15 protein-coding genes and 1 tRNA gene are annotated in these 15,779 nt (G+C 74.7%); 8 read left to right on the top strand and 8 right to left on the bottom strand.

The annotated features are described in order from the left end of the window. Positions 1–11: 11 nt before the first annotated feature. The 3 genes from QOZ88_RS08755 to QOZ88_RS08745 all read right to left on the bottom strand — a co-directional run bounded on the left by QOZ88_RS08755 (position 12) and on the right by QOZ88_RS08745 (position 1,564). Positions 12–563 (bottom strand): nucleoside/nucleotide kinase family protein, encoded by a 552-nt coding sequence (locus QOZ88_RS08755; RefSeq protein ID WP_305999399.1) that lies wholly within the window; start codon positions 561–563, stop codon positions 12–14. Between the two features lie 95 nt (positions 564–658). After that, complete coding sequence (locus QOZ88_RS08750; RefSeq protein ID WP_305999398.1) at positions 659–1,258, bottom strand: ANTAR domain-containing protein; 600 nt, start codon at positions 1,256–1,258, stop codon at positions 659–661. Positions 1,259–1,297: 39 nt separating this feature from the next. Continuing rightward, positions 1,298–1,564, bottom strand: a complete 267-nt coding sequence (locus tag QOZ88_RS08745) for a mycoredoxin (RefSeq protein WP_091928905.1) — start codon at positions 1,562–1,564, stop codon at positions 1,298–1,300. Positions 1,565–1,751: 187 nt separating this feature from the next. Here QOZ88_RS08745 and QOZ88_RS08740 point away from each other — a divergent pair, with 187 nt between their 5' ends. The 4 genes from QOZ88_RS08740 to QOZ88_RS08725 all read left to right on the top strand — a co-directional run bounded on the left by QOZ88_RS08740 (position 1,752) and on the right by QOZ88_RS08725 (position 4,994). Next, positions 1,752–3,746 (top strand): ATP-dependent helicase, encoded by a 1,995-nt coding sequence (locus QOZ88_RS08740; RefSeq protein WP_305999397.1) that lies wholly within the window; start codon positions 1,752–1,754, stop codon positions 3,744–3,746. Positions 3,747–3,943: 197 nt separating this feature from the next. After that, positions 3,944–4,261 (top strand): hypothetical protein, encoded by a 318-nt coding sequence (locus QOZ88_RS08735; RefSeq protein WP_305999396.1) that lies wholly within the window; start codon positions 3,944–3,946, stop codon positions 4,259–4,261. A 272-nt stretch (positions 4,262–4,533) separates the two neighbouring features. Then, positions 4,534–4,749 (top strand): WhiB family transcriptional regulator, encoded by a 216-nt coding sequence (locus QOZ88_RS08730; RefSeq protein ID WP_305999395.1) that lies wholly within the window; start codon positions 4,534–4,536, stop codon positions 4,747–4,749. A gap of 80 nt (positions 4,750–4,829) precedes the next feature. After that, positions 4,830–4,994 carry a hypothetical protein gene (locus QOZ88_RS08725; RefSeq protein ID WP_170852154.1) on the top strand — a complete coding sequence of 55 codons (165 nt, stop codon included), beginning with the start codon at positions 4,830–4,832 and terminating at the stop codon, positions 4,992–4,994. A 241-nt stretch (positions 4,995–5,235) separates the two neighbouring features. Here the strand turns inward: QOZ88_RS08725 and QOZ88_RS08720 are convergent, their stop codons facing one another. The 3 genes from QOZ88_RS08720 to QOZ88_RS08710 all read right to left on the bottom strand — a co-directional run bounded on the left by QOZ88_RS08720 (position 5,236) and on the right by QOZ88_RS08710 (position 8,155). Continuing rightward, the gene (locus QOZ88_RS08720) at positions 5,236–6,558 is read right to left on the bottom strand and encodes an ABC1 kinase family protein (protein ID WP_305999394.1); all 1,323 of its coding nucleotides are present in this window, start codon (positions 6,556–6,558) and stop codon (positions 5,236–5,238) included. Then, positions 6,555–7,742 (bottom strand): ThiF family adenylyltransferase, encoded by a 1,188-nt coding sequence (locus QOZ88_RS08715; protein WP_305999393.1) that lies wholly within the window; start codon positions 7,740–7,742, stop codon positions 6,555–6,557. The genes QOZ88_RS08720 and QOZ88_RS08715 overlap by 4 nt, the downstream gene beginning before the upstream one ends. Positions 7,743–8,002: 260 nt before the next feature. Next, positions 8,003–8,155 (bottom strand): DUF5679 domain-containing protein, encoded by a 153-nt coding sequence (locus tag QOZ88_RS08710; protein ID WP_012950213.1) that lies wholly within the window; start codon positions 8,153–8,155, stop codon positions 8,003–8,005. Positions 8,156–8,563: 408 nt separating this feature from the next. On the opposite strand from QOZ88_RS08710, the gene QOZ88_RS08705 reads away from it, so the two are divergent. Beyond that, complete coding sequence (locus QOZ88_RS08705; protein ID WP_305999392.1) at positions 8,564–9,163, top strand: M48 metallopeptidase family protein; 600 nt, start codon at positions 8,564–8,566, stop codon at positions 9,161–9,163. A gap of 178 nt (positions 9,164–9,341) precedes the next feature. On the opposite strand, the gene QOZ88_RS08700 is transcribed toward QOZ88_RS08705, so the two are convergent. Further along, on the bottom strand, positions 9,342–10,733 hold the full coding sequence (locus tag QOZ88_RS08700) for a zinc-dependent metalloprotease (protein WP_305999391.1): 1,392 nt from the start codon (positions 10,731–10,733) through the stop codon (positions 9,342–9,344). A gap of 128 nt (positions 10,734–10,861) precedes the next feature. Here QOZ88_RS08700 and QOZ88_RS08695 point away from each other — a divergent pair, with 128 nt between their 5' ends. From QOZ88_RS08695 to QOZ88_RS08685, 3 genes are all read left to right on the top strand, one after another. Further along, complete coding sequence (locus QOZ88_RS08695) at positions 10,862–11,884, top strand: YlbL family protein (RefSeq protein WP_305999390.1); 1,023 nt, start codon at positions 10,862–10,864, stop codon at positions 11,882–11,884. Between the two features lie 154 nt (positions 11,885–12,038). Next, complete coding sequence (locus tag QOZ88_RS08690) at positions 12,039–14,981, top strand: UPF0182 family membrane protein (RefSeq protein WP_305999437.1); 2,943 nt, start codon at positions 12,039–12,041, stop codon at positions 14,979–14,981. A 20-nt stretch (positions 14,982–15,001) separates the two neighbouring features. After that, positions 15,002–15,078, top strand: a tRNA-Met gene (locus tag QOZ88_RS08685). A gap of 93 nt (positions 15,079–15,171) precedes the next feature. On the opposite strand, the gene QOZ88_RS08680 is transcribed toward QOZ88_RS08685, so the two are convergent. Next, positions 15,172–15,666, bottom strand: coding sequence for a hypothetical protein (locus QOZ88_RS08680; RefSeq protein WP_305999389.1), 495 nt, complete (start codon positions 15,664–15,666; stop codon positions 15,172–15,174). Positions 15,667–15,779: the final 113 nt, after the last annotated feature.

Raw genomic sequence — 15,779 nt, 5'->3', positions numbered from 1 at the left:
GTGCCGGCACGTCACCCGAACCGGCCCTGGAGCACCAGTGCGGGGCGGTCGGGGTGGTCGGCCAGCACGACGGCGTCGGCGAGCGCCACCGGGTCGACCTCGTCGTCGTAGCGGTCGAACGCCGGCAGCTCCCAGGCCTGCTCCGGCGGCGTGCGGCGGCTCCGCGCGGCCGGGGCCATCCGCAGGTGCACCACGACGTCGAACGCCAGGCCGACCCCCTGGAGCAGCGAGCCCGGCACGAGGAGCACGCCGCCGGCCGGCGCGGGCCGGCGCGGTAGCCGGGCCGATCGGTCCCGCGCCAGGTCCCACAGCGCCGGCAGGAACTCCCCGGAGCCACCCGGGCCGACCGGGCCCAGGACCTCGCGGCCGAGCGCGCCGGTGTCGAGCCAGTCGGTGTAGCGGGCGTCGGGATCGGTGCGGCCGTGCTCCAGCCGCAGCGATGCGGGCCGGTAGAAGCCCACCGCGGGGACGACGACGGCGGCGCGACCGAGCATCGGCAGCCGCGCGGCGAGCGAGCCCGCGAGCGCGTCGGGGGCCGCGGCGTCCGGCCCGTCCACGGCCACGCGCACTGCGGCGGCGCCGGGTTCCGGGGGGACGTCCGCCAGCAGGCCGGCCAGGCGGTCGGCGAGAGCACCGGGGGACAGCGGCTCCGGTCGGGTCAGGAGCGGCCGTCCGCGGTGGCGACGGCGCCGCTGGCCACCGGCTCCGGCCGCGGCACGGGCGGAACGGCGACGGGGGCGGGTGTTTCGGTCGCGGCGGTGGATGCGCCCGCGTCGGGTGCCAGGCTCTCGAGCACCTCGCGGGCCAGCTCCACCACGGGCCGGCCCTGCGTGCGCGCCTCGCGGCGCAACCCCTCGAACGCCGTCCGCGGGCTCGTGCCGTGCCGCTCGGCGAGCACCCCGATCGCCCGCTCGGTGGACACCCGGGCGGCCAGGGCGTGCTCGAGCTGCGCCACGGTGCGTTCCAGGGCGGCGATGCGCGCGTCCACCGGGTCGGTGTCGCCGGGGGCGCCCACCGGGCCGCGGGCCGAGCGCCGCGCGGACCGGTCCGGCTCCGGCAGCCCGCCCAGCTCGTCGGCCACCAGGTCGGCCAGGGTCATGCCCTCGACGACGTCCTCGACGGCGTCACCGCCGACCGGGCCGCCGGTGAGGGGGACTACCACCCAGCCGCGCGCGACCCGGGTCAGCGCGACCCGCGGCCGGTCACCGGTCCCCGGGCAGGCCGGGACCTCGGACCGGGACGACGCATCGGGGGACACGCGCCCGTCGGAGGGCCTGGGACCGGGGACCACGGGTGCTCACGCCTCCGGGATGTGTGCCAGCTGGGCCTTCACCGCGTCGATGCTGGGGTTGGTCAGCGCGGTGCCGTCGGGGAAGACCAGCGTGGGGACGGTGCGGTTGCCCCCGTTGGCCTGCATGACCAGGTCCGCCGCCTGCGGGTCGGTCTCGATGTCGACCTCGGCGAACGCGATGCCCTCGCGCTGCATCAGCTTCTTGAGCCGCACGCAGTACCCGCACCACGTGGTGGTGTACATGGTGACGGCGGCGCCGGGGGTCGTGGTCATCGCGGGGAGTCTCCCTGTTCGTGCCTGGTCGGTCCAGCCCCAGGGCGGGGTGGCGTGCTGCGTGCATGCCAACGTGCCGCTCCTGGGGATGCTTCCCGACGTCCGTCGGTGCCGGCTGGGAGGATCGTGCGGGGAGCCGACGGCTCCCCGGGACGACCGGGACGAGGAACGCGGAGGGACGCCGGCGATGGCGCATGCGGACGCGGAGGCCGTGCTCGACGGCCTCGACGACGAGCAGCGCGCGGCGGCCCAGGCGGTGTCGGGGCCGGTCTGCATCCTGGCCGGTGCCGGCACCGGGAAGACCCGCACGATCACCCACCGGATCGCCCACGGGGTGCACACCGGCACCTACGTGCCCGAGCAGGTGCTGGCGGTGACGTTCACGGCGCGGGCGGCCGGGGAGCTGCGTGCCCGCCTCGCCGCGCTGGACGTGGGCGGGGTCCAGGCGCGCACCTTCCACGCCGCCGCGATGCGCCAGCTGCGTTACTTCGCCCCGCGCGTGCTCGGCGGCCCGATGCCGGGGCTGGTCGAGAACAAGCTGCGGGTGGTCGCCTCCGCCGCCACGCGCAACCGGCTGACCACCGACCGGACCAGCCTGCGCGACCTCGCCAGCGAGATCGAGTGGGCCAAGACCACGCTCGCCACGCCCGAGGACTACCCGGCCCGCGCGAAGGCGGCCGGCCGAGAGGCCCCGTTCGAGCCGGCCGCCGTCGCGGCCGTCTACGCCAGCTACGAGCAGGCCAAGCAGCGCGACGGTGCGCTGGACTTCGAGGACCTGCTGCTCGTCACCGCCTACGCGCTCGAGGAGCACCCGGACGTCGCCCGGCAGGTGCGCGCCCAGTACCGCCACTTCGTCGTCGACGAGTACCAGGACGTGAACCCGCTGCAGCAGCGGCTGCTCGACGCCTGGCTGGGCGGGCGCGCGGAGATCTGCGTCGTGGGCGACCCGAACCAGACCATCTACTCCTTCACCGGTGCCGACCCGGACTACCTGCTCGGGTTCGCCGACCGCTACGCCGACGCCGCGGTGGTGAAGCTCGAGCGCGACTACCGCTCGACGCCGCAGGTGGTCGGGCTGGCCAACCGGCTCATCGGCCAGGCGCCGCCGCGCAAGGGCCTGCCCGGGCTCCGCCTGCTCGGCCAGCGCCCCCAGGGCCCCGAGCCGACGTTCGTCGAGCACCCCGACGAACCGGCCGAGGCGGCGGCGGTCGCGGCCCGGTGCAAGGCGCTGATCGACGACGGGACGCCGGCCGCCGAGATCGCGGTGCTGTTCCGCATCAACGCGCAGTCGCAGGTGTACGAGTCCGCGCTGGCCGACGCCGGGGTGCCCTACGTGCTCAAGGGCGGCGAGCGCTTCTTCGAGCGGCCCGAGGTGCGGGAGGCGGTCCTGCTGCTGCGCGGGGCGGCCGCCGGGGGGAACGAGCCCGGCATGCTGGTCCCCGCCGTCCGCGACGTGCTGGCCTCGACCGGCTGGGTCGAGCACCGCCCGCCGGCCGGTGGCGCGGCGCGGGACCGCTGGCAGTCCCTCGCCGCGCTGGTCGACCTCGCCGTCGACCTGGTGGCCGAGAACCCCTCCCTGGACCTCGCCGGGTTCGTCACCCACCTCGCCGAGCGGGCCGACGCCCAGCACGCGCCGACCGTCCAGGGCGTCACCCTGGCGTCGATGCACGCGGCCAAGGGCCTGGAGTGGGACGTCGTGTTCGTCGTCGGGCTGGTCGACGGCGTGCTGCCGATCGCGCAGTCGCTGAGCCGCCCGGACGCGGTCGAGGAGGAGCGCCGGCTGCTGTACGTGGCGGTCACCCGCGCCCGCGAGCAGCTGACCCTGTCGTGGTCGCTGGCGCGCAACCCGGGCGGCCGGCGTGCCCGCCCGCGCAGCCGGTTCCTCGACGGGCTGGCGCCGGGCTCCGGGCCCACCGCGCCCCCGCCCCGCCGCCCGGCCAAGCGCCCCAAGGTGGTCCTGGAGGGCGAGGCCGGCGAGCTGTTCGAGCGGCTCCGCGCGTGGCGCAGCCAGGCCGCCCAGGACGCGTCCGTGCCCGCCTACGTCGTCTTCTCCGACGCCACGCTGCAGGCGATCGCGGAGAGCCGGCCGGCCAGCCTCCGCGAGTTGTCGGGGTTGCCCGGCATCGGCGCCCGCAAGCTGGAGCTCTACGGCGCCGACGTGCTGGCCACCGTCAGCGGCTGAACCGGTGAGGAGGCCGTCGCCGACGGCGACGGCAGGCGGTTCCGAGACCCTCCGGGACCCTCGCGCGGAGGAGTCGCGATTAATTCGATTGACCCGGAATCCGGGGCGCCCCTAGTGTCCCGTTCCACACGCGCTGCACCCCCGTGGCGAGCCCGGCCGACCGGCCGGACCGCGAGAGAGGAAGGAGGGGGTACCCGATGACGATCACCACCACGATCACCGCTGCCTCCGCCGACCTCCTCGGCCTGGGTGGCGTCGACGCGCGCACGGGTGGCTTGATCATGACCGGTCCCGCCGCCCAGCACGAGGGCACCGGTCTGTCCTCCTCCGCCTGCACGAGCGGTGGGTGGACCGCCGTCCTCGGTGGGGACGCCGCCGTCACGGCCTGCGTCGTCGCCTTCGACCGGCGCCCGAAGTCGCTCCGCACCGTCGAGCGCCCCTTCGTGCCCACCTACCTGCCCCAGAACGACGGCACCACCCTCGGGATCCGATCCCCCGGGAGACCGCTGAGCTAGCCGCTCGACGGTCCTCCTCGAGGCCGCGGAACCCGAATCCCGGGATCCGCGGCCTTTCTGTTTCTCCCTCCGCGGCACCCGGCCCCGACTTCGGTCGGCGGACCACCGCCGGCCGTACACGACGAGTACGAGGAGGAGCGGCAGTGCAGCAGACGATCGACCGCCCGACGTCCCACCGCCGGCCCGGGCTCCCGCGGACCGGTGGCCCCACCCCGAGGCGACCGCGCCCGACCCTGCCCCCCGGACCGGTCCGGCGTCCCCTGCCGTGCCGGGTGGAGGACGCCGAGCTGTGGTTCGCCGAGAGCCCGTCGCAGCTGGAGCTCGCCAAGAGCTTCTGCGGCGACTGCCCGGTGCGGGAGTCGTGCCTGGCCGGCGCGCTCTCCCGGGCCGAGCCGTGGGGCGTCTGGGGAGGGGAGATCTTCGACCGGGGGGTCGTGATCGCCCGCAAGCGGCCACGTGGCCGTCCCCGGAAGGTCGTCGCGGCGTGAGCCGGCGGCCATCCCCACCCCGAAAGCACATGACCAGCAGTTCCGAGCTCCCGACCGGGAGCCGACCAGAGGATCAAGCGATGTACATGTTCGAGCACGACATGGCCCGCAGCCGCATGAGCGAACTGCAGGCCGAGGCGATGGCCGCGTCCCGCGCCCGTCGTCTGTACCTGGCGCGGCGTGCCTCCCGGCGCGCCGAGCGTGCGGTCCGCCGGGCCGCCCGCGCCAGCGCCGCCGTCTACTGAGCACACCGCGGTCCTCCGGACCGCACCGCCTCCACGTGCCGTCCCCCGGTGCCGTGGAGCCGGCCAGTCGTACCTGCGCGGAGCCCTCCGGGCCCCACTCGGCACGACCCCACCGCCTCCACGTGCCGTCCCCCGGTGCCGTGGAGCCGGCCAGTCGTACCTACGCGGAGCCCTCCGGGCCCCACTCGGCACGACCCCACCGCCGCCGGGGGTCGGACGCACGTCGTCCGGCCCCCGGCCGCTACTTCTTGAACCCGGGGAGCCACTCCTCGAGGATCGCGCGCCAGTCGGCGGCGGCGTCCAGCTGGCAGAGCACCCCGATGGAGCCCATCGAGACCCGGTGGATGAGCAGGTAGGCCGGTGGCAGGTTCAGCTGCCTGCCCAGCCGGTTGGCCTCAGTCCGCGGGTCGCCGATCCGCATGGCCTGCTCCTGCATCCAGGCTCGGGTGAAGTGGAAGTGGTGGCCGGCGATCGGCTCCAGCAGGGGGCGGAGGTAGTCGAGCACCGCCTGCGGGTCGACGTCCACGCCCGGCCGGACGAACCCCTCGGTGCGCAGGTCGGCGAGCACCTCCGCGGCGCGGCCGTCCAGTGCCCAGTTCAGCAGCCGCCCGATCGGCTCGGGGTGCCCGTCGGGCAGCCGGGCGATCGCGCCGAAGTCGATGACACCCATGCGGCCGTCGGGCAAGATCCGGAAGTTGCCTGGGTGCGGGTCGGCGTGCAGCAGCCCAGCGCGCTGCGGCGCGGAGAAGTGCAGGGTGCCCAGCAGCCGGCCGGCGCGGTCGCGCTCCTCCCGGCTGCCCGTGGCGATGATCCGGGAGAGCGGGGTGCCCTCGATCCACTCGGAGACGACGACCTTGGGGGCGCTGGCCACCACCCGGGGGACGGCGATCTCCGCGTCACCGGCGTAGGCGGCGGCGAACGCGCGCTGCGCGTCGGCTTCCAGACCGTAGTCCAGCTCCTCCACCACGCGGGCCTTGAGCTCGGCGATGAGCGGCTTGACGTCCAGCCCGGGGAAGACGGCGGCGAACAGCCGGGCGAACCGCGCCAGCTGGTTGAGGTCGCTCATCAGCGCCGTCGCCGCGCCGGGGTACTGGATCTTCACCGCGACGTCACGGCCGTCCCGCCACGTGGCGCGGTGCACCTGGCCGATGCTGGCCGCCGCGGCCGGGGCGTCGTCGAACTCCGCGAAGCGCTGCCGCCACGTGCCACCCAGCTGCTGGGCGAGCACCCCGTGCACGGTCCGCACCGGCATCGGTGGCGCCGCCTCCTGCAGCTTGGTGAGGGCCTCCCGGTAGGGCGCCGCCATCTCCTCGGGCACCGCGGCCTCGAACACCGACAGCGTCTGGCCGAGCTTCATGGCGCCGCCCTTGAGCTGCCCCAGCACCGCGAAGAGCTGCTCGGCGGTGCGCTGCTGGAGCTCGGCGTTCACCGTGTCCGCCGACTGCCCCGACAGGCGCTTGCCCAGCCCCATTGTGGCGCGGCCCGCGGCGCCCAGGGGGAGGGACGCCAGCCGTGCCGTCCGTCCGACCGACCCCCTCGGCATCACCGGTCGCTCGTCGCTCACGCATCCTCCTCGCCGGCGGCCGGGCGGAACGGCGCCGTGTCGTGTCCGGTGAGCCCGAGAGCTGGCTCGGTGACCATTGTCGCCCGAGTGGCCGTGGTCCCGCCGGGAGGGCGCCCCGCACCCTCCTCGGGTGGCTCGTCCGCAGCCGCAGCCGCCGCCGCGCCGCAGCCGCAGTCCGGGTGCGGGGGCCATCGCCGCAGGTGGGGTACCAGGTCGGGTGGGCGCAGCTCCACGGTGGCGTCGAGGGTGACCGGTGCGCCGCGCCCGTCGACGCAGGCGAGCACCTGGCCGGCGGCCAGCACCGCGGTGAGCAGGCAGGTGAGGGTGGCGCCGCTGGATGGTGGCTCCGTGGCGGTCAGCTGGGCCGCGAACCGGGGCCAGCGCGGGTCGGCGTCCCGGCGGTGCAGGTCGCCGCAGCGCAGGCAGCTGCTGGCGCCGGGGACCACCAAGGGGCCGACGACGCCGGTCTCCCCGCGCACCGTGGCGACCAGGTGCGGGCCCGGCACCTCGGCGACCAGCGGGTCGGAGGCTGCCCACGGGCGGGTGAGGACGACCACGTCGGGCCGGAGGCCGGGCGGGAGGGGCCCCAGGTCGGTCTGCGGGCTGGCCCGGCGGATGGCGTCGGCCGCCGCCACCGCGCGGGGCCGGCCCTCGTCCGCGGCGGTCAGGCCCCCCACGACGGCGTCGGCGGCGGTGACCACACCGGCGTCGCGGACCACGACGCGCCCGATCCCGCTCGCGGCCAGGACGGCGGCGAGCGGCGTGCCGACGCGCGTCGCACCCTCGACCACCACGGTGGCCCGCCGCCGGGCGCGCCAGCCCGCCGCACCGGGGGAGGAGTCCGTCGCGGGCAGCTCCACCGCCGCGCGTGCGGACGCAGCCGGGCCCGGTCCGATCGCGAGCAGGTCGGCCGGGTCGAGGTCGCGGACCAGCCCGGCCGAGCGAAGCGCGTCGACGGCGGCGTCCACGAGCCCGGGCGGCAGGTCCGCGCCGGCGGCCTCGGCCCGGACGGTGCGCCGCGAGCGCCGTCCGTCCAGGGCGCGGAGCACGGGCGCCAGCCCCGCGGCCGGCTCCAGGAGCAGCAGCCCGTCGGTGGTGTCGACGCCGCCGACCTGGACGCTCCCGGCGTCGCCGACGAGCAGCGGTGTCGCCGCGGGGAGGAGGGGATGGGCGTTGTCGCTCACCCCGGCAGGGTGGCAGCCCTCCGGTGGGGAGGGCGTCGTCGTCCACAGGCCCCACGACGACCGGTGAGATCTGCGAGGGGCCGGCGTGCCGGAGCCTCGACCCCCGTGGTGATGTCCCACAGGACCGCCCCACGTGCCGCCGAACTGGCAAACGACGGCGGCGCCCCCCGCAGGGGACGCCGCCGAGGTGACGTGCTGGAACGGCCACCCTCCAGGGGCCCGCGCCGAGCCTGCGAGCTGCGGGGAAGAGGGTGGTTCTCTCAGGCCTTGCCGAGGATCCGGTTCATCTTCGTGCCGCAGACGGGGCAGGTGCCCTGCGCCATGCGGCGGCCGGACTCGCTCACCTTGACCTCGCCGTCGAAGTCGCGCTTCTCCTTGCACTTCACGCAGTAGCCGTTGTAGCTCTCCGCCACCTGATCTCCTCGTCTCCGGGGCGCCTCGACCCGCACGCCGGGCGCCGTTCGCGAGCACGCTACCCGTGACCCGCCGGTGCCGACCCTCCGACGGGACGCCCGCTCGCGGGGTTCCGGGAATCGGTGGCCGCGCGTTCCCCACAGCTGTGGACGGGGCTGTGGATGCCATGGGGACGGCGGGGCGTGTCGCTGTGCGGAACCAGGGGACGGGCCGGGGACGGGTGACCCGCCGCGACCTGGCACCCCCCGCCGACCTGCGCAGACGTCCCCGAGCGGGTGTGGACCCCCGTGCGCGGCCACCCTCGTCACCGGCTGGAGCGGCGACGATGTCCACCGTCCGTGCGACCTGCACCCGAGCGGGTGTCTCCGCGCAGGCACCACGCCCGCACGGTGCCCTACGGTCTCCTCGTGCCCGGAACGACTCCTCATGCGAGCGCCCTGCCTGAGCCGGCGGACGGCGACGTCGTGGAGGTCCGGCGCAGCAGCCGCCGGCGGCGCACGGTGACCGCCTACCGCGAGCTGGGCCGCACCGTCGTGCTCATCCCGGCCGCGTTCAGCCCGGCCGAGGAGCAGCGCTGGGTCGCGCAGATGGTCGCCAAGCTGCGCACCCGCGAGGAGCGCCGCAAGCGCTCGCTCGGGGGCGACGCCGAGCTCCTGGCGCGGGCGCGGGCGCTGTCGGCCGCGCACCTCGACGGCCTCGCGGAACCGGCGAGCGTGCGCTGGGTGGACAACCAGCACCGCCGCTGGGGCTCCTGCACGCCGGCGGACCGGACCATCCGGCTCTCCAGCCGGCTGCGCTCGATGCCGGAGTACGTCGTCGACTACGTGCTGGTCCACGAGCTGGTGCACCTGCTCGAGCCCGGGCACGACGAGCGCTTCTGGGCCCTGGTGGCGCAGTACCCCCGCGCAGAGCGGGCGCGCGGCTTCCTGGAGGGTGTCGAGCTGGCGGCCACCGCCGGGGCGGCGGGCGCCGAACCCGCCTCCGACGTCGACGGGGTGAGCGGCTAGTACTGCGGCCGTCAACGTTCGCCTGCCTGGCGGCTGCCTTCCCGAGACCGCCGCTGATGGCGATGGAGTGCGCAGATGGTCAGTTTTCGGCACGGGAATGGCGCGTCTGCGCACACTGTCCTGACGCGAAGCGCTAGCCGGCCCAGCTTGAACCAGTCGAAGGTTGCGTGACGCGGTACTAGCCCTCGCCGCCCAGCTCGCGCCGGTCCTCGTCCTCGTCGTCGGACGGCCGGTCCGGCGCCCGCTCCGCGTCATCGGCGGTCAGCGCGGCCAGCTCGTCGTCGAGGCCCTGGCGGGCGACGAAGTCCAGCGGCTCGTCCAGGTCCTCCGACGTCGGCAGCAGGTCCGGGTGCGACCACAACCGGTCCCGCTCGGCGCTCCCGTGCTGCTGGCCCATCGCGCCCCACACCGTCGCCGCGTCGCGCAGCCGGCGCGGCCGCAGCTGGAGGCCCACCAGCGTGGCGAAGGTCTGCTCCGCGGGGCCGCCGGAGGCCCGCCGGCGGCGCATCGTCTCGGCCAGGGCGGCGTGCCCCGGCAACCGGTCGGCCGCCGCGGCGGCGACCACGGCGTCCACCCAGCCCTCCACCAAGGCGAGCAGGGTCTCCAGCCGGCGCAGCGCCATCTGCTGCTCGGGGGTCTCCTCGGGCTCGAGGACGCCGCTGCCCAGCAGGCGCTGGATGCTCTCCGGGTCGCTGGGGTCCAGCCCGCCGCCCATGCCGCCGGCCATCGCCTCGGTGATGCCCCGCTCGATCGCCTCGCGGTCGATGGTGATGCCACGCGCGTAGGCGTGGACGGCGTCCTGGAGCTGCTGGCGCAGCCACGGGACGTGGGCGAACAGCCGCTGGGAGGCCGCCTCCCGCAGGGCCACGAACAGGCGGACCTCGTCGGCCGGGCGGTCGAGCCCCTCGGCGAAGGACGCCAGGTTCTGCGGCACCAGCACGCCGGTGCCGGCGGGCGCGAGCGGGAGGCCGACGTCGGTGCTGGTGAGCACCTCGCCGGCGAGCGAGCCGAGGGCCTGGCCGACCTGGGCGCCGAACATCATCCCGCCCATCCGGCCCATGATTCCGGCGATGGGGCCGAAGGACATGGCCGCTTCCTCGGGCAGGGCGCTGGTCATCGCCGCCACCACCCGCTCGGCCAGCGGGTCGATGAGCGCCGCCCACGCGGGCTGGGTCTGCTCGACCCACTCCACCCGCGACCACGCGGCGGTGCGCTCGATCCCCGACGGGAGCTCGGTCACCTGGTCCAGCCACAGGTCCGCCAGCCGGAGTGACTCCGCGGTGGCGGCCCGCTCCTGCTCCGACGACGGCTGGTGCCCGGCCGCGAGCTGGCTGATCGCACCCTGCCGGGCGAGGTCCCAGTTGACCGGGCCGCCCGACCAGTTCATGAGCTTCTGCAGCTCGGCGAACAACGGCATCTTGCCGAGCACGTCCTCGGGCGACCCGCCGCCGGCCATCCCGCCGAAGAGGGCGCCGAGGCCGAACGGGTCGCCGCCCTGGTCGCCGCGGCCGGGCTCGCGGCGCTCGGGGTCGCGGTCGGGAGGGCCGAAGCCGAACGGGAGGTCGCTCATGCGTCCACGGTAGACGTGCGATCTTCGGCCAGGGGGAGTCGTTCGCCCGGAGCGGATGGTCCCTGGACCGGGCCGGCGGCCGCCGGGACGACGGCGCCGTCCAGGGAGGCGTTCTAGGCTCGCCCCTCGTGACCCGTCGCAACGCCGTCCTCAGCGTGGGCGCCGTGCTCCTGCTGATCTTCGGCGTGCTCGGCACGACCGTGCCCGTGCCCTACGTCGCGCAGGTGCCCGGCCCCATCTTCGACACGCTCGGGGAGGTCGACGGCGAGCCGATCATCGCGGTGGATGGCCGGGAGCGCAACGACGTGGAGGGCAACCTCAACCTGACCACCGTCGGCGTCAGCCGCGGAGGGCTCAGCCTCGTGCAGGCGGTCCGCGGCTGGTTCGACGACGAGGTCAGCGTCGTCCCCGAGGAGACCGTCTACCCGCCGGACCGCAGCGAGGAGGAGACCCGGCAGGTGAACCGCCAGGCCTTCCTCACCTCCGAGCAGGCGGCGGAGAGCGTCGCCCTCGGCGAGCTCGGCTACCCGCAGAAGGTGGTCGTGCGGGCCGTGCCCGAGGGCTCGCCGTCGGAGGGGCAGCTGGAGGAGGGCGATGCCCTGGAGACCGTCGACGGCCGCCCCGTGCCCGACGCCGAGGTGCTCGCCGACGTCCTCGCCGACATCCCGCCGGGGACGCCGGTGGCCGTCGGCTACACGCGGCTGGGGGAGCCGGGCACCGCCACGATCACCACGCAGGCGGCCGAGGAGCGCGCGGGGTCGCTGCTGGGCGTCAGCGTCCTCGACCAGCCGGCCGCGCCCTTCGACGTCGACATCCAGGTGGCCGACGTGGGCGGCCCGTCGGCCGGCCTCATGCTCACCCTCGGCATCCTCGACCTCGTGGGAGAGGAGGACCTGACCGGCGGCGCGGCGGTCGCCGGCACCGGCACGATCGACCTCGCCGGCAACGTCGGCCCCATCGGCGGCATCGCGCTCAAGATGGTGGCCGCCCGGGACATCGGCGCGGAGCTCTTCCTCGTCCCGGCCGGGAACTGCGCCGAGGCGCTGGCCGCCCCCGACACCGGCGTGCCGATGGCCCGGGTTGCCACGCTGGACGACGCCCTGGCGGCCCTCGCCGACGTGCGCGCCGGCCGGACACCGGAGGGTTGCTGACCCGAAGCGCCCCGGCGCGCCCCGGGAACCCCGCGCCGTCCGGTGCGTTGTCCATGAGGCCGGGCACGCCCGGCGTCGCACCACCCGACCCCCGCGGTCGATCGTCGCGTGGCCGAGAGGCCACGCCTGCAACTGAAGGAGACCGCTCGTGGCCATGCGGCCCCCCGTGCCGGTACCGACCCTGTCGCGGCGCGCGAAGCTGGTCATCGGCGCCATCGCCGTGCTGCTGGTGCTGTTCACCGCCGTCGGCACCCTGACCAACGTCTACGTCGACTACCTGTGGTTCGACGAGGCCGGGTTCACCGAGGTGTTCTGGACCGAGCTCCAGTCCCGCGCGCTGCTGTTCGCCGTGGCGGGCGTGGCGACCGGTGGGCTCACCGCGCTGGCCATGTACCTGGCCTACCGCTTCCGCCCCACGTTCCGCCCGATGTCGCTCGAGCAGCAGAACCTCGAGCGCTACCGCCAGTCCCTGGAGCCGCGGCGCGGCCTGGTGCTCACCGGCATCGCCGTCGTCCTCGGCCTGTTCGCCGGGTTCACCGCGCAGAGCAGCTGGGAGACCTGGCTGTCGTTCCGCAACAGCACCGACTTCGGCCGCACCGATCCCCAGTTCGGCGTCGACCTGTCGTTCTTCGTCTTCGACTACCCCTTCTACCGGCTGCTGCTGGGCTTCGGGTTCGCGGTCGTCATCCTCGCGCTCATCGGCTCGCTGCTGACCCACTACGTGTTCGGCGGGCTGCGGCTGCAGACCCCCGGCCAGAAGCTGACCGGCGCCGCCCGGGTGCAGCTGTCGGTGCTGCTGGGCGTCTTCCTCGCCCTCAAGGCCGTCGCCTACTGGCTGGACCGGTACGGGCTGGTCTACTCCGACCGCGGTGACGTCTTCACCGGAGCCAGCTACACCGACGTCAACGCGCTGCTGACGCCCAAGACGATCCTGGTCTTCGTCGCGGCCGTGTGCGCCCTGGCGTTCTTCGCCAACATCGTCGTCCGCAACTTCCTGCTGCCGGCCGCGGCCCTGGTGCTGCTCCTGGTCTCCAGCCTGGTGATCGGTGTGGCCTACCCGGCGATCGTCCAGCAGTTCGTGGTGAAGCCCAGCGCCAACGAGAAGGAGGCGCCCTACATCGAGCTGGCCATCGAGTCGACCCTCGATGCCTACGGGCTGTCCGAGATCGACTACGTCGACTACGCGCAGCAGACGACCGGCGACGCGGTCGACCCGGACCTGGTCCTGGCCGAGCTGCGCAACGACACCGAGACCATCCCCAACGCGCGGTTGCTGGACCCGAACGTGCTGTCGGACACGTTCACCGCGCGCCAGCAGATCCGGAACGTCTACGGCTTCCCGGAGAAGCTCGACATCGACCGCTACACCGTCGACGGCGAGACCGGCGACTACGTGGTGGCGGTCCGCGAGCTGGACAGCGCGGGCCTGAGCGAGAACCAGGACACCTGGATCAACCGGCACACCGTCTACACCCACGGGAACGGCTTCGTCGCCGCCCCCGCGAACGAGGTGGTCGCCGGCGCCGAGGGCGGCGAGCCGAACTTCACCACGCGGGACCTGCCGACCCGCGGTGACATCGAGGTGGAGCAGAGCCGGGTCTACTACGGCGAGCTGATGGAGGACTACTCCGTCGTCGGCGCTCCGCCTGGCGCGGAACCGAGGGAGTTCGACCTGCCCGAGGGTGGCTCCGACGAACGCCAGATCAGCAACACCTACGACGGCGAGGGGGGCGTCGAGATCGGCAGCTTCTTCCGGCAGCTGACCTTCGCGATCCACTACCGGGAGCGCAATTTCCTGCTCTCGAACGCGGTCAACGACGCCTCCAAGGTGCTCTACGTGCGCGACCCGCGGGAGCGGGTCGAGAAGGCGGCTCCGTTCCTGGAGGTCGACGGCGACCCGTACCCGGCCGTGATCGACGGGCGGATCGTCTGGATCCTGGACGGCTACACGACCTCGGCCTACTACCCCTACGCCGAGCAGATGGAGCTGGGCGAGGCCGCCGCGGACTCCCTGACCGGCACGGGGACGACGGCGCTGCCGAACGAGACGTTCAACTACATCCGCAACTCGGTGAAGGCCACGGTGGACGCCTACGACGGCACCATCACGCTCTACGCCTGGGAGCCCGAGGACCCGGTCCTGCAGACCTTCATGAAGGCGTTCCCGGGCACCGTCCAGCCGAGGACCGAGATGAGCGAGGAGCTGGTCAGCCACGTGCGGTACCCGCAGGACCTGTTCAAGGTGCAGCGGGACATCCTGACCCGCTACCACGTCGACGACCCGGAGACCTTCTACGAGCAGAGCGATCGTTGGCAGGTCCCCGACGACCCGACGCAGGACACCAACCAGGACCAGCCGCCCTACTACATCCTGGCCCAGCGGCCGGGCGACGACGAGGCCACCTTCCAGCTGACCAGCGCACTCAACGCCTTCCAGCGGGACAACCTGTCCGCATTCATCTCCGCGTCCAGCGCGCCGGAGACCTACGGCGACATCCAGGTGCTGCAGCTACCGGGCAACACCCCGTTCCGCGGTCCGCAGCAGGTGCAGAACGCGTTCCTCAGCAACAATCAGGTGCGCCCCGACCTCACGCTGTTCAACAGCGACAACTCCGATGCGGTCTTCGGCAACCTGCTGACCCTGCCGATCGGGGACGCCGGCCTGCTGTACGTCGAGCCCCTCTACGTGCGGGGGGCCGGCGAGAGCGGGTTCCCGCTGCTGCAGAAGGTGCTGGTCAACTTCGGCGACCGGATCGGGTACGCCAACACCCTGTCCGAGGCGCTCGACCAGGTCTTCGGTGACGGTGCCGGCCAGGTGGCGACCGACAGCGACGACATCGCCGACACCACGGAGGACGTGACGGCCCCGGGGGACGAGATCATCCCCGGGTTGCCGTCGGATCCGCCCGTCGACGGAGAGCCCGCTCCGGCGACGCCGGACATGGCGGAGGCCGTCACGGACATCAACGCCGCCCTGGCGGCGCTGGCCACCGCCCAGCGCAGCGGCGACTTCGCCGGGCAGGGCCAGGCCCTGGAAGACCTCCAGACCGCGGTGGACGCCTACCAGGCGGCCCAGCGGGCAGCGGCCGGCGAGTGACCCAGCGGTGGGGTCACCGACGCGGGGTGGAGCAGCTCGGTAGCTCGCTGGGCTCATAACCCAGAGGTCGCAGGTTCGAATCCTGTCCCCGCTACCACCACGAAGGCTCGGTCCCCATCAGGGGGGCCGGGCCTTCGTCGTGTTGCGCGCGGTCGGGCTCTCGCGCCGGCCGGCCGTACGGGTGGCCCGGTCAGCGTGCGCCGAGGCGCTCGCGCGACCGGTGGTCCTCCTGCCGCGGCGTCCGGCGGTACGGCGTCGGGCGGGGCCGCCCGGGCGCGGCGGGCGCGTGCGCGCGACCGGGCGCGGGGATGCGCGGATCCGCGGGTGGAGGGGTGACCGCGTGTTCCGGCGGGCGCGGTCGGTTGGTCAGCGCCGCCAGGAGCGTGTGCGGCCGGGTGCGGTCCTGCTCCACCGCCGGGGCGCCGGTGGCCATCGGGCGGGCCGGCGCCGCCGGGAACGGCTCGCGCCGCGGGGGGTGCGCCGGGTCGGGCAGCCGCAGCTCGGCGAGGTCCTTCCACGTCGAGTGCCGCAGCCCGTCGACGGTGCACCGCACGCGGGCGGAGACCCGGCCGTCCGGGGTGTGCCGCCAGCCGAGCAGCTCGCCGGAGTACCAGATCCCGCGGTGGTGGATCTCCACCGGCTGCGGGTCCCCGACGAACCTGCTCGCCGTCCCGTTCCCCGCCACGAGCCGGACTGTAGGCGGGGTGCGAGCGGGGGAGCCGGAGGCGCGCACGCTCCCCGTCCCGGCTGTGGCGGCCCGTCCCACCGTTCACACGGGTCCGCGCCGACGTCGCCGCG

Origin of the sequence: Blastococcus carthaginiensis, from assembly GCF_030731085.1 — a bacterium.
Classification (GTDB): domain Bacteria; phylum Actinomycetota; class Actinomycetes; order Mycobacteriales; family Geodermatophilaceae; genus Blastococcus; species Blastococcus carthaginiensis.
The sequence above is the reverse complement of the archived record's forward strand: the minus strand, read 5'-3'. Positions and strand labels throughout refer to the sequence as shown.

Coding starts and splice junctions, on each gene's coding strand:
- QOZ88_RS08745 (WP_091928905.1), bottom strand. CDS start 1,564: ATGACCACGACCCCCGGCGCCGCCGTCACCATGTACACCACCACGTGG.
- QOZ88_RS08740 (WP_305999397.1), top strand. CDS start 1,752: ATGGCGCATGCGGACGCGGAGGCCGTGCTCGACGGCCTCGACGACGAG.
- QOZ88_RS08735 (WP_305999396.1), top strand. CDS start 3,944: ATGACGATCACCACCACGATCACCGCTGCCTCCGCCGACCTCCTCGGC.
- QOZ88_RS08725 (WP_170852154.1), top strand. CDS start 4,830: ATGTACATGTTCGAGCACGACATGGCCCGCAGCCGCATGAGCGAACTG.
- QOZ88_RS08700 (WP_305999391.1), bottom strand. CDS start 10,733: ATGAGCGACCTCCCGTTCGGCTTCGGCCCTCCCGACCGCGACCCCGAG.
- QOZ88_RS08690 (WP_305999437.1), top strand. CDS start 12,039: ATGCGGCCCCCCGTGCCGGTACCGACCCTGTCGCGGCGCGCGAAGCTG.